Genomic DNA, 12,841 nt, shown 5'->3' on the forward strand with positions numbered 1-12,841 from the left:
CCCGCTGATGCCCAGCGTCCTTCCCCTCGGCGACCCGGCGCCGTCGGACGGTCTGCTGCCTGCACAGGCGGCGGACGGTGCGGCGGCGCGGGCCTTTGGCCTGTACGTCCACATCCCGTTCTGCGCCGTCCGCTGCGGGTACTGCGACTTCAACACCTACACCGCCACGGAACTGGGCGGCGGCGCGTCACAGGATGCCTACGCCCAAACCGCGGTGTCGGAAGTGTCCTTGGCCGCCACCGCGATGACGCGCTCCGGGCTGCCGGAGCGGAAGCTCGGCACGGTCTTTTTCGGCGGCGGCACACCCACCCTGCTGCCGGCTGATGCCCTCGCCTTGATCCTTCGCGCTGCCATCGACCAGTGGGGCATCGAGGACGGCGCCGAGGTCACCACCGAAGCCAACCCTGATTCGGTCACACCTGAATCCCTCGCCGTCCTCAAGGAGGCGGGCTTCACCAGGGTCTCCTTCGGCATGCAGTCCGCCGTTCCGCACGTGCTCAAGGTCCTGGACCGCACCCACACACCCAGCAGGGTTCCGCAGGTGGTGCAGTGGGCGCGGGAGGCAGGACTGGATGTCAGCCTGGATCTGATTTACGGCACGCCGGGGGAGTCGCTGGCCGACTGGCGCCACTCCCTGGAGACTGCCCTCTCCTACCAGCCGGACCACATCAGCGCCTACGCCCTGATTGTCGAGGACGGCACCAAGCTGGCCGCGCAGATGCGCCGCGGCGAGGTTCCGGGAATCGACGACGACGACCACGCCGACAAGTACGAACTCGCCGACCAGCTGATCACCCAAGCCGGACTCGGCTGGTACGAGGTCAGCAACTGGGCGCGAAACCCGGAACACGCGTGCCGCCACAACCTGGCGTACTGGCGCGGCGACGACTGGTGGGGCATCGGCCCCGGCGCGCATTCGCACGTGGGCGGGGTGCGCTGGTGGAACGTGAAGCACCCGTCCGCGTATGCAAACCGCCTGTCCCAGGGACTGTCGCCTGCGGCGGGCAGGGAGACCCTGGATGCCGAAACCAGGAACCTGGAGCGGGTGATGCTGGAGGCGCGTCTTCGGTCAGGGCTTGATGTCGCCACACTCAGCCCTGGGGGCCGGCACCAGATCGCCGGCTTGATCGCGGACGGCCTGGTGGATCCTGCCGCTGCGTTCCGGGGGCGCCTGGTCCTGACGCTCAAGGGCAGGCTCCTGGCGGACGCAGTAGTCCGCCGCATCCTGCCCGACTGACTGGGTCCACGCCCGCAGGGTTCCCTGGCCGGGCTCGCGGGTCTAGGGCGCTGGTGGGTGGGCCCACGGCGGCGGGGGCCCCTGCCCGAGCTTGCGAGGGCTGGGAGCCGGCGGGGCCTACTTGATCCAGCGAAGGTTGTACTGGTAGCGGTGCGGCTGGCCCTTGTTGACATGGATCCCTGCCGCCACGGAGAAGCAGGTAAGCGCCACCCAGATCAACGTGGCGATCACCGCGAAGATGTTCCCCACGTAGGGGATGAACACCAGGATGTTGGCCAGCACGGCGGCGATGGTGGGCGGCAGGCTGAAGTTCAGTGCTTCTTTGGACTCCTGCGCGGTGAACGGGCCGCGGTCACGGAAGATCAGGTAGATCAGCAGCGAGGGGACGCAACCCAGGATCCCGCCGAAATGCGCGAGCGTGGCCCACTGGCGGTCCTCGCTGGCCGTGAGCGGCAGGGCATTGGCGGGGACGCCATGGTACTCGGAGCGGCCCTGGCCATCCCTGTGATCACGTGCGTTTTCTGCCACAGTCTGTTCCTTCGGAGGTGCAAGTGGTGCTGACATCATGTACGGGCGCGGTGCTCAGCGCCTTTGGGAAAAGGCGCTGCACTACCAAGAATACTGGCTTTCGGAGCGGTGCCGGGCCTTCAGGGCACGGTGAGGAAATCGATCACTTCCTCAACCCGCCCCAGCAGCGACGCTTCCAGGTCCGCGTACGTGCGCACGGCACCCAGCAGTTTTTGCCATCCCAGGCCGATGTCCTCCTTGGTGGCGTGGGGCCAGCCGAAGGCTTTCAGGATTCCGGTCTTCCAGTCCTGTCCGCGGGGCACGGCGTGCCACGCCTCGATGCCCAGGACAGTGGGCCGGATGGCCTGCCAGACGTCCACGTAGGGGTGTCCCACGATCAGGACGTTGCCGGCCGCGCCGGGGGAGGCCATGACGGCGGCGGCAATACGCGATTCCTTGGAGTCGGGAACGAGGTGGTCAACGAGGACACCAAGGCGCCGGCCCGGACCGGGTTTGAAGTCCGCAACTGCTGCGGCGAGGTCGTCAATGCCGTGCAGGGGTTCGACGACGATGCCTTCCACCCGCAGGTCGTCTCCCCAGACCTTTTCCACCAGTTCGGCGTCGTGCTTGCCTTCCACCCAGATGCGGCTTGCTTTCGCGACCTGGGCACGCTGGCCGGCGACCCGGACGGAGCCGGAGGCCGTCCTGCCGGCGGAAGGACCTGCAGCTGCCGGACGGGGCACCGGGGGCATCAGCCGGATGGGCCGCCCCTCGAGGAGGAAACCGAAGCCGAGCTTGAAGGATCGGGATTTCCCGCGGCGGTCCTCCAGCGCCACAACATGCATGCCGCCGGACTTCTCCACCCGCGTGACGGCGCCAACCCAGCCTGATTGGACATCCTCGAGCACCATGCCCCGTTCCACCGGCACCTCGGGCAACTCCGCCTTGGCCGGGGCGGATATCCCGCGGGGCCCCCAGTTTTGGTAATCCATGGATTCAATCCGCCTAGCGCTAGGTCCTGCGCACCGGAATTCCGCCCGGAGCGGTACCAATGCTAACAACGGGCCGAGGCATAATAGACTGTTAGCACTTAGGCATGTCGAGTGCTAACGCTGGTGACACGTGGCGGGGCATGCGCCCCGGAGCTTGGATGGAGGTGGAGAGTGACCGAGCCACGCAAACTGGAAGTGCTGCGGGCCATCGTGGAGGACTACGTCCACTCCCGCGAACCTGTCGGCTCGAAGGCGCTGGTCGAGCGGCACCATCTTGGCGTTTCCAGCGCAACCATCCGGAACGACATGGCGGCCCTGGAGGACGAGGGGCTGATCACGGCCCCGCACACCAGCGCAGGTCGAATTCCCACGGACAAGGGCTACCGTCTGTTTGTTGACCAGATCTCGGCGGTGAAGCCCCTGTCCGCGGCAGAACGCCGGGCCATCCAGACCCTGCTGGAAGGCGCAGACGACCTTGATGACGTCCTGGAACGCACCGTCCGGCTGCTGTCGCAGCTGACCAACCAGGTGGCCGTGGTCCAGTACCCGCACCTCAGCAAGGCGCTGGTGCGCCATATCGAGTTCGTGCTGCTGGCCCCCCGCAAGGTGCTCGTGGTGCTGATTGCCAACAGCGGCACGGTGGAGCAACGGGTCATCGACGTCGGGCAGGACCTGGGCGACGACGCGCTGGCTTCGCTCCGTACGCGTTTCCTTGCCGCGCTGGCCGGAACACCGCTGAGCCAGCTGGCCAAGGTGCTTCCCGCCGTCGTAGCCGGAACCGCACACGGCCAACGCCAGGCCGCGCACGCGCTGGCGTTGGGCCTGGAGGGCTTGGCACAAAATACCCGGGAGGACCGGATGGTCATGGCCGGAACGGCCAACCTGGCCAGGTCCAACGTGGACTTCCCCCTCAGCATCGGTCCCGTGCTGGAGGCGCTCGAGGAGCAGGTGGTGATGCTGCGGCTGCTGAGCGAAATGGCCCAGGACCACCGGGGAGTGGCTGTCAGTATCGGAAGGGAGAACCCTTATGACGGCCTTGCCGAAGCTTCCGTGGTGGCCACCGGCTACGGCCCGGACAGCGTCGCGAAGGTAGGGATCCTCGGCCCAACCAGGATGGACTACCCCACCACCATGGCCGCCGTCAGGGCTGTGGCCCGCTACCTTTCCAGGATCTTGGGGCCTTGACTCTTCGCCGCCGGAGCCTGTTCCGGCCCGGAGTACAGAGCGGGGCCGCCCAACTGAACGCAGTACAACAAGGAAGAGATACGAACTTTGAGCAGCCACTATGACGTCCTTGGAGTCTCACCCGAAGCTACGGGTGAAGAGATCAAAAAGGCCTACCGCAAACTGGCCCGAACCCTTCACCCGGACGTAAACCCCGGTGCGGACGCTTCAGAACGCTTCAAGGCAGTAACTCACGCCTACGAGGTCCTTTCCGACCCCCAAAAGCGGAGGATCTACGACACCACGGGCAACGAGAACGGCACGGACAACGGCTTCGGCGGTGCCGGTTACGCAGGCCAGGGCTTCGCGTTCCAGGACATTTTCGACACCTTCTTCGGCGCCGGCGGCACGTCCGGCCCGGCGTCCCGCGTCCGCCGCGGCCAGGACGCCCTGATCAGCGTCCGGATCGACCTTCGGGACGCGGTGTTCGGCGTGAACAAGAAGCTCGAAGTGGACACCGCCGTGGTTTGCCCCACCTGTGACGGATCCTGCTGCCGGCCCGGCACCCACCCTGAGCGCTGCGATATCTGCGGCGGCAGCGGGCAGGTCCAGCGGGCCGTGCGCTCCATCCTGGGCCAGGTCATGACGGCCGCTCCCTGCGGCACCTGCGAAGGCTTCGGCACGGTCATCAAGGACCCCTGCAACGAATGCAGCGGCCAGGGCCGGATCCGCAGCCGCCGGTCGCTGACCATCAAGGTTCCCGCTGGCGTGGCCACCGGTACCCGGATCCAGCTCTCCGGGCAGGGCGAAGCCGGACCCGCAGGCGGCCCGGCCGGCGACCTGTATGTGGAAATCCGTGTCAACAATGACGCCACCTACGTGCGGGAAGGCGACGACCTGCATGCCACCCTGCACATTCCCATGACCGCGGCTGCGCTGGGTACGGACGTCAGCCTGGAAACCTTCGACGGTACCCAGGACATCGACGTCAAGCCCGGAACCCAGTCCGGCGAGATCATCACGCTGCGAGGCCTGGGTGTCACGCACCTGAGGGGATACGGCCGCGGGGACCTGAAGGTCCACCTCCAGGTCGACACTCCCGCCAAGCTCGACCCCGCGCAGGAGGACCTCCTCCGGCAGCTCGCCAAACTCCGTAGCGAACAGATCACCGAAGGCAAGCTCGCGGCCAGCGGCGGCATGTTCGCCAAGCTCCGGGACCGGCTCGGTAACCTGTAGCGGTGAGCAACCCCGTCTTCTTCACCTCCGCCGGTTCCCTGGCGGGCATGGCCCCCGGCCGGACCTTTATCCTCGAAGGGGCGGAGGCGCGGCACGCCGTGACCGTCAAACGCCTGTCTCCGGGCGAGGCGGTGGACATCGTCGACGGCGCCGGCACCCGCATGACCGGAAAGGTGGTCTCCGCAGCTCCCTCCGGGCTCGAGGTGGAGTGCGGCTCCGTCGCGGTGGAAGAAAGGCCCGGCATCCGGTTGGTGCTGGTGCAGGCCCTGGCGAAGGGCGACCGCGATGAACTGGCGATCGAGACGGCCACCGAACTGGGGATCGACGCCGTCATACCCTGGCAGTCCGAACGGTCCATCGTCCGCTGGAAAGGCGACAGGGCCGCCCGCGCCCATGCCAAGTGGGAGTCTTCCGTCGCCGCGGCCGCCAAGCAGGCACGGCGGGCCTGGATTCCCGAGGTCCGGGCCGCCGTCGAAACGGCCGGGCTCTCCGCTGCCGTGGAGGCCGCGGACCTGGCGGTCATCCTGCACGAAGACGCTGTGCGTCCATTGCGCGCCGTCCTTGAGGGGTGGCAGGGGAGTGCACGGGACGGGATCCGGGAAGTCCTGCTGATCGTCGGCCCGGAAGGCGGGATCAGTCCCCGGGAAGTCACCAAACTCTGCGATAAAGGCGCCGTGACCGCCCTCTTGGGGCACCACGTCCTCCGGTCCTCCACCGCCGGCCCGGCCGCCGTCGTGCTGGCAAGCGACATCCTCGGCCGTTGGGCTGCTACCTGACCTTGAAGGAGCGCGTGTCCTCATTGCGGTCCGGCTCCCCGCCGGACCCTGCCTGGGCCACCCGGAGCTCATAGTCGCCCGGCGGCAAATTGAGTGCCAGCGCGAAGACGCCTGCCTGCCCCTGCCCGGCCCCGGCCGTGGTCTCACCGGCCAGGAAGGGCGCTTTGCTGCCGCCGTCCCCGGACTGCAGGATCTGCCAGCGGAGCTTTGCCCCCGGGGACGTGCTGCGTCCGGTGATCTTTACGCTGCCGGCGGGCACCTCGGTGTTCTCCTGGGGATCAATGATCCAGACCGGCGCCACCAGGCCGGCGGCACGGGTCATCAGTGCGCCCAGCTGGACTTTTCCGAACGCCACGTAGTCTGTGTGGCCGTCCACGAGGATCCGCACCCGGACCTGCTGTCCTGTGTCGATCAGCCCCGAGCTCGCGGCAGCAGCAGTGGCCGTGTAGATCAGCTGTTGGACGGCGCGGGCCGCCATGTCGGCGTCGAGATTGCTGTTGAAGGCGTCTGCGGAGACGTCAACGGTGATGATGTCCTTGCCCGAAATGGAGGTGGCGAGTTTGTCCGGGTTCTGCCAGGGCGTAAAGAAGTCGGGGTCCAGCGGCTTCTCCGACATCATGGCGCGCAGTGCCCGGGTCACCGGGTTCTCCTGTTCCGGGACGTCCCGGAACTCACGGTAGAGGAAGATATTCCCGCCGCTGCGGCCGATCCAGTACACGGGGGCCTTGTTGGAGGACTGGGTGGTTTCCAGCGGGGCGCTGGTGGCGGGCGTGTCCGGCATGGTGCCGCCGGTGGCGGGCACTGACGCGGTTGTGCCGGCGGGCGATGGTCCGGTCTCGGCGGTGCAGGCTGCAAGGGCCGGAACGAGCACCAGGATTCCTGCGAGGACGGCCGGGCGCAGGCGGCCCATCGGTCGTCCTGCCCTTTCGGGCACAGAGGTTTCCGGCACTGTCCTGCCCTTGTCCTTTCCTGGCGTGGCGGGCCGATCCCCCTGGCGGCCTGGCGTTCCAGCAGACGCTGGATTTCCAGCATTGCACAGGGGGAGGTCCTCCCAGCCGCACTTTGGCCTCCCGGGCCGCAACTGCAACGGGAACGATATGAGGCCGATATGAAGTTGATACCTAACGCCGCATTTTGCAGCCGGCACGGGGTGCTGTCCCTGTCGTGGCGTCTGTACCGCACACGGCCCGTGAACCGGCCGATGTATCCGGTCAGGGCGGCTGCTGGCGTAAGATAAAGGGATCGCTGGGCAAGGAGCACCGTGCAACGGGCGCCGGCATCAGCCAAAGCAAACAAGTGATGTCGATCTTCGAGGGGACCACGGGCCTGCGGGCCAACACCATGACTGAATCAGCAAATGGTAAGCGCCGGCTCAACACGGGCGACGGCAGTCCGGGGGAATTCCCGCACTCCCTTCCCGGGATCCGGACCGAAGTAGTCCTCTTTGAGAACTCCGACCAGATGGTTCAGTCACTCGGCAGCCATGATGAGGCGCTCCGGTTCATCGAAGAGCAGTTCCCGGACGTCAACTTCCATGCCCGCGGCAACGAACTGTCCATCAGCGGCCCCGTCAGTGACGTTCCCCGCATCATGCGGCTCCTGCAGGAGGTCCGTGGCCTGGTGGCCCGCGGCACGGTCATCACGCCCGCCGTGCTGCAGCAGCTGGTGGCACTCCTGCGCACCCAGTCGCTCCAAAATCCCGTGGATGTGCTGACCCACGACATCCTCTCCAGCCGCGGCAGGACCATCCGGCCCAAAACGCTGAACCAGAAGAACTACGTTGACGCCATTGATGCCAACACGGTGATCTTCGGCATCGGTCCGGCCGGTACCGGCAAGACCTACCTGGCCATGGCGAAAGCCGTGCAGGCACTGCAGCAGAAAGAGGTCAGCCGGATCATCCTGACGCGCCCCGCGGTGGAGGCGGGAGAGCGGCTGGGGTTCCTGCCCGGCACGCTCAGCGACAAGATCGACCCCTACCTGCGGCCGCTCTACGATGCCCTGCACGACATGATCGACCCCGAATCCATCCCGCGGCTCATGGCTGCCGGCACCATCGAAGTAGCGCCGCTGGCGTACATGCGCGGCCGCACCCTCAACGACGCCTTCATCATCCTCGACGAAGCCCAGAACACCACACCGGAACAGATGAAGATGTTCCTCACCCGGCTCGGTTTTGGCTCCAAGATGGTGGTCACCGGAGACGTCACCCAGGTGGACCTGCCCTTCGGGACGCGTTCCGGGCTCCGGATCGTCGAGGATATCCTGCAGGGCATCGAGGGAGTCAGCTTCTCTGTCCTGGACGCCGCCGACGTGGTGCGGCACCGGCTTGTCGGCGACATCGTCAACGCCTACAGCATCTGGGATGAAACCCAGCGGAACCGGGTCAAGCATTCAGCAAGCCGCGAAAAACGGGGGGAACACGCGTGAGCATCGAGGTGAACAACGAGTCCGGCGTCCAGGTGGATGAGTCCGGGCTCGTGGCCCTGGCGCGGTACATCTTTGAGCAGCTCTACATCCATCCGCAGGCCGAACTTTCCATCCTCCTGGTGGATGAACCGGCCATGGAGAAGCTGCACATCGAACTGATGGACGAGCCGGGCGCCACGGACGTGCTCTCGGTTCCCATGGACGAGTTGACCCCCGGAACCCCTGACCGGCCCACACCGCAGGGCATGCTGGGCGACATCGCCATCTGCCCGCAGGTTGCCAAGGTCCAGGCCAAAAACGCCGGCCACTCGCTCCAGGACGAGATGCTGCTGCTCACAACGCACGGCATCCTCCACCTGCTGGGCTACGACCATGCCGAGCCGGAGGAGAAAGCAGAGATGTTCGGGCTCCAGCGGGAACTCCTGTCCGGCTTCACAGGCAAAGAAGCACCTGCCGAGACAACCCAGTGACGCAACTGCTCCTGGTCGCGGTGGCACTGGTCTTCCTTGCCGTCGCGGCCCTGCTGACTGCGGCCGAGGCCGCCTTCAGTTTCCTTCCCCGGCACGACGCCGAAGAGGCACTACACAGTAGCCGCGGCACCGCCATGCGCCGCATCCTTGCCGACCCCGTGTCCCACACCCGCGCGCTCCGCTTTTGGCGCGTCTGGTTTGAAATGGCCTCGGCGGTGGCTGTCGCCGTCCTGATCGCGAGCCTGCTGGACAACGTTTGGCTCGCCGGCCTGGTGGCCACCGGCATCATGGCCCTGCTGGGGTTTGTGATTGTGGGTGTGTCACCCCGACAGCTCGGCAGGCTGCACTCCACCGCGGTGGTCCGCTTCACCGCACCGATGGTCCGCTTCCTCACCAGCTTGCTGGGGCCCATTCCCGGTTGGCTGGTGGCGGTGGGAAGCTCTGCCGCCCCCGGTGCGCCTGGTGGTGACGACGCCTTCTTCAGTGAACAGGAGTTCCGGGAACTCCTGGACCGGGCCAGCGAGTCCGACATGATCGAGGACACCGAAGCCGAGATGATCCAATCGGTCTTCGACTTTGGCGACACCCTGGTGCGGGCCGTCATGGTCCCCAGGACGGACATCGTCAGCATCGACGCAGGCTCAAGCCTTCACCAGGCAATGTCCCTGTTCCTGCGCTCCGGCTACTCGCGGATCCCGGTCATCAACGAGAACACCGACCATATCCTTGGCATCGTCTACCTCAAGGACGTGGCAGCGGTCATCCACCAGCTGGCGGCGGACCAGCAGCCGCCATTGGTGGAGTCGCTGGCCCGCGAGGTGCGGTACGTGCCGGAGTCGAAACCGGTCAGCGACCTCCTGCGGGAGCTGCAGAAAGAGTCAACGCACGTTGCCATCGTGATCGACGAGTACGGCGGCACCGCCGGACTGGTGACCCTCGAGGACCTGATCGAGGAGATCGTGGGCGAGATCGTGGACGAATACGATACCGAAAGCGCGGAAGCCGTGGCCCTGGGAGACGGCTCCTACCGGGTGAGCGCCCGGATGGGCATCGACGACCTGGGCGAGCTGTTCGACCTGGAGATCGACGACGACGAAGTGGACACCGTGGGCGGCCTCCTTGCCAAGGCGCTCGGCCGAGTTCCCATCGTGGGCAGCAGCGTGGATGTGCAGGGCGTATCGCTGCGGGCGGACCGGCTGGAAGGCCGGCGGAACAGGGTCAGCCACATCATTGCGGCGCCCGTACCAAGAGTAGAGACTGACCTTGAAGGCCTCCTGGAAGAGGCCGAAGCAACCCAGCAGGGAGTTCCACGTGAGCAAGAAAAATAAGGCCGCCGAACCGGACGACTTTGGCGGTTTCCGCGCCGGGTTCTCCGTCCTGGTCGGCAGGCCCAACGCGGGCAAGTCCACCCTGACCAACGCGTTGGTGGGCAAGAAGGTGGCCATCACTTCCGCCAAGCCGCAGACCACGCGGCACACCATCCGCGGCATCGTGCACCGCGACGACGCCCAGCTGATCCTGGTTGATACGCCGGGCCTGCACCGTCCCCGCACCCTGCTCGGCAAGCGCCTCAATGACCTCGTGGCGGACACCCTCGCCGAGGTGGACGCCATCGGATTCTGCCTGCCTGCCAACGAGAAGATCGGACCCGGCGACAAGTTCATCGCAGCCCAGTTGGCCGCCGTGGGCCGCAAGCCCGTGATTGCCATCGTCACCAAGGCAGACCTCGTGGACAAACAGGCACTCACCGAACAGCTCCTCGCCGTGGCGGCCCTTGGCCGTGAGGTGATGGGGGAGGACGGCTGGAAGGACATCGTTCCCGTGTCCGCCGCCGACGGTTTCCAGGTGGAAACGGTCGCCGACGTGCTGATCAGCCACATGCCGCCGTCGCCTCCGCTGTACCCGGACGGGGAACTGACCGACGAACCCGAGGCCGTCATGGTGGCCGAACTCATCCGCGAAGCAGCCCTGGAAGGGGTCCGGGACGAGCTTCCGCACTCGCTCGCCGTCGTGGTGGAGGAAATTGTTCCCCGTGAGGACCGGCCGGACGACAACCCGCTCCTGGACGTGCGCGTCAACCTCTACGTGGAACGCCCCTCCCAGAAGGCCATCATCATTGGCAAGGGCGGGGCCCGCCTCCGTGAAGTCGGCACCAACGCCCGCAAAGGCATCGAAGCCCTCCTTGGCACCCGCATCTATTTGGACCTCCACGTGAAGGTGGCCAAAGACTGGCAGCGCGACCCGAAACAGCTGGTCAAACTCGGTTTCTGACCCGCATAACCCCGTTCGCAGGGGCGCGCCGGGCAAGTTCTCCAGACTGGACCACTAAAATGGACCGGATTTCGTTTTTAGAGGAAGGTTCACCACGTGGGTCGAGGCCGCGACAATCGCGACAACGAGGCTGGCCTGCCAGCCGGACCGGGACCGGTATCCCGTCACGCGGACAGCCATGACGTGGGTGCCGCGCGGCATCTTGGCCCCCTGCGCGGCATGCCCCTGTGGCTGAAGGCCGTCACCGGGGTGGTGGCACTGGTCCTCGTGGCAGCTGCCGCGTTCGCCGGGTTCTGGTTCTTCCGGCTCCAGAACAACATCTCGAAGGCGCCCCTGAATGCCGGTGGGGAAAGCACCGAGTCGGCGGGAAACGATGCCACAGGACGGCTCCAGATCCTGATCCTCGGCTCGGACACCCGCGACGGCAAAAACTCCACGTATGGAACCGCCGACGATTCCACCGGCTACGGCAAGTCAGACGTCATGATGCTGATGGACATTTCCGAGGACAACAAGCGGGTCAATGTGATCAGCTTTCCCCGGGACCTGCTGGTGGACATTCCGGACTGCAGGGACCGGAAGACGAACAAGGACTACCCGGCACGCACCGGCGTCATGATCAATGAGGCCATGAGCGAGGCCGGCATCGGCTGCGCCGTGGACACTGTCAACAAGCTCACGGGCATGCAGGTGGACCACTTCATGATGGCCGACTTCAATGCCGTGAAGGAACTGTCCAACGCCGTGGGCGGGGTGGAAGTGTGCATCAGCGATGCCGTGTACGACCCCGACTCCCGGCTGCGGCTCCCCGCCGGAACGTCGTCCGTGCAGGGCGAAATGGCACTTGCGTTCCTCCGCACCCGTCACGCCTTTGCCGACGGCGGCGACCTGGGCCGCATCAAGGCGCAGCAGGGCTTCCTCTCCTCGCTGACGCGCAAGATCAAGGACGACGGAACACTGTCCGACCCCGCGAAGATGCTGAAGATCGCCGACGTCGTAACCCAGAACCTCACGGTGGATGACGGGCTCGCGTCCGTTCCCACATTGCTGACCATTGGCAACAGGCTCAAGGACATCGACATCAGCAAGGTGGCGTTCGTGGCGGTCCCCACGACGCCTGCGCCCGTCGACCCCAACAGGTTGGTCATCGCAGAACCCGCGGGTGCGCAGCTCTTTTCGGCAATGCGGAAGAACGTCGACCTGACGGATCCCACCGCACCCACCACGCCGTCGCCCAGCGAAACGGCAACGCCGTCGGCCGCTCCGACTGAGACGGCGCCGTCGGTGCCGCCCTACAACAAAGCCATCCAGCCCGTAACTGTCGCCAACGGAAGTGGCGTCACCGGCCGTGCCCAGGAGCTCGTCCAGGCGTTGGTTGCAGGTGGCTTCACCCAGACCGGCCAGTTCCTCGCCCAGCCGGTGGCCAAGTCGGCGGTGTACTACGGCAATGGTTTTGCTGATGTTGCGGCGGATGTGGCCGCGCTGCTGGGGATTCCGGCCACCCTCATGATTCCCGCTCCGGGTGTGGCAGGCGTGCAGGTGTATGTCGGCAGCGACTTCACCGCCGGCACCGCCTATGGCGCAGGTGGCGAAGCTGCCGCTGCACTGCCCCAGGACATTGTGAACCAGACGGCAGGGGACAAGGTGTGCCAGCAGGCAAATCCTGAGCTGATCGTCCGGCAGTAAACCGTTGCGTTCCCGGACCAACGCGCCCGGCAGCAAAATGGGCCCCGCCAATGGCGGGGCCCATTTTAGTGT

Annotated in this window: 12 protein-coding genes; 9 read left to right on the forward strand and 3 right to left on the reverse strand. The window is 66.3% G+C overall.

Annotation, left to right across the window (positions count from 1 at the left end; genetic code table 11):
• The first annotated feature begins 7 nt into the window (after positions 1-7).
• Positions 8-1,237, forward strand: a complete 1,230-nt coding sequence (gene hemW / locus ACR65J_RS08575; RefSeq protein ID WP_440167804.1) for a radical SAM family heme chaperone HemW — start codon at positions 8-10, stop codon at positions 1,235-1,237.
• Positions 1,238-1,354: 117 nt separating this feature from the next.
• Here the strand turns inward: hemW and ACR65J_RS08580 are convergent, their stop codons facing one another.
• Together ACR65J_RS08580 and ACR65J_RS08585 are read right to left on the reverse strand one after the other, a co-directional pair.
• Positions 1,355-1,765: a DUF4870 domain-containing protein gene (locus tag ACR65J_RS08580; RefSeq protein ID WP_141941485.1), complete on the reverse strand. Its 411-nt coding sequence runs from the start codon at positions 1,763-1,765 to the stop codon at positions 1,355-1,357.
• A gap of 119 nt (positions 1,766-1,884) precedes the next feature.
• On the reverse strand, positions 1,885-2,736 hold the full coding sequence (locus tag ACR65J_RS08585; protein ID WP_440167806.1) for a DUF3097 domain-containing protein: 852 nt from the start codon (positions 2,734-2,736) through the stop codon (positions 1,885-1,887).
• A gap of 171 nt (positions 2,737-2,907) precedes the next feature.
• On the opposite strand from ACR65J_RS08585, the gene hrcA reads away from it, so the two are divergent.
• From hrcA to ACR65J_RS08600, 3 genes are all read left to right on the forward strand, one after another.
• Complete coding sequence (gene hrcA, locus ACR65J_RS08590) at positions 2,908-3,921, forward strand: heat-inducible transcriptional repressor HrcA (protein WP_440167808.1); 1,014 nt, start codon at positions 2,908-2,910, stop codon at positions 3,919-3,921.
• 87 nt (positions 3,922-4,008) lie between these two features.
• A complete protein-coding gene (dnaJ, locus tag ACR65J_RS08595; protein WP_440167809.1) occupies positions 4,009-5,136 on the forward strand; it encodes a molecular chaperone DnaJ in 1,128 nt (375 codons plus the stop codon).
• Positions 5,137-5,138: 2 nt separating this feature from the next.
• Entirely contained in the window at positions 5,139-5,912 is a 774-nt protein-coding gene (locus ACR65J_RS08600) for a 16S rRNA (uracil(1498)-N(3))-methyltransferase (RefSeq protein WP_440167811.1), read from the forward strand.
• Here ACR65J_RS08600 and ACR65J_RS08605 read toward each other — a convergent pair.
• Positions 5,905-6,822: a GerMN domain-containing protein gene (locus ACR65J_RS08605; protein ID WP_440167813.1), complete on the reverse strand. Its 918-nt coding sequence runs from the start codon at positions 6,820-6,822 to the stop codon at positions 5,905-5,907. The genes ACR65J_RS08600 and ACR65J_RS08605 overlap by 8 nt on opposite strands.
• Before the next feature lie 431 nt (positions 6,823-7,253).
• On the opposite strand from ACR65J_RS08605, the gene ACR65J_RS08610 reads away from it, so the two are divergent.
• The 5 genes from ACR65J_RS08610 (at position 7,254) to ACR65J_RS08630 (ending at position 12,769) form a co-directional block, all read left to right on the forward strand.
• The gene (locus ACR65J_RS08610; protein WP_440168015.1) at positions 7,254-8,342 is read left to right on the forward strand and encodes a PhoH family protein; all 1,089 of its coding nucleotides are present in this window, start codon (positions 7,254-7,256) and stop codon (positions 8,340-8,342) included.
• Positions 8,339-8,812: an rRNA maturation RNase YbeY gene (gene ybeY / locus ACR65J_RS08615; RefSeq protein WP_440167815.1), complete on the forward strand. Its 474-nt coding sequence runs from the start codon at positions 8,339-8,341 to the stop codon at positions 8,810-8,812. Before ACR65J_RS08610 ends, ybeY begins: the two co-directional genes overlap by 4 nt.
• Positions 8,809-10,140, forward strand: coding sequence for a hemolysin family protein (locus tag ACR65J_RS08620; protein ID WP_440167817.1), 1,332 nt, complete (start codon positions 8,809-8,811; stop codon positions 10,138-10,140). The genes ybeY and ACR65J_RS08620 overlap by 4 nt, the downstream gene beginning before the upstream one ends.
• Entirely contained in the window at positions 10,124-11,083 is a 960-nt protein-coding gene (era, locus tag ACR65J_RS08625; protein ID WP_159631946.1) for a GTPase Era, read from the forward strand. The genes ACR65J_RS08620 and era overlap by 17 nt, the downstream gene beginning before the upstream one ends.
• Before the next feature lie 96 nt (positions 11,084-11,179).
• The gene (locus ACR65J_RS08630; protein WP_440167819.1) at positions 11,180-12,769 is read left to right on the forward strand and encodes an LCP family protein; all 1,590 of its coding nucleotides are present in this window, start codon (positions 11,180-11,182) and stop codon (positions 12,767-12,769) included.
• Positions 12,770-12,841: the final 72 nt, after the last annotated feature.

Source organism: Arthrobacter sp. SAFR-044 (assembly GCF_059414985.1).

Excerpts from the sequence above, each read along its gene's own strand:
- ACR65J_RS08605 (WP_440167813.1), bottom strand. The coding sequence starts at position 6,822 with ATGGGCCGCCTGCGCCCGGCCGTCCTCGCAGGAATCCTGGTGCTCGTT.
- ACR65J_RS08585 (WP_440167806.1), bottom strand. The coding sequence starts at position 2,736 with ATGGATTACCAAAACTGGGGGCCCCGCGGGATATCCGCCCCGGCCAAG.
- ACR65J_RS08610 (WP_440168015.1), top strand. The coding sequence starts at position 7,254 with ATGACTGAATCAGCAAATGGTAAGCGCCGGCTCAACACGGGCGACGGC.
- hemW (WP_440167804.1), top strand. The coding sequence starts at position 8 with ATGCCCAGCGTCCTTCCCCTCGGCGACCCGGCGCCGTCGGACGGTCTG.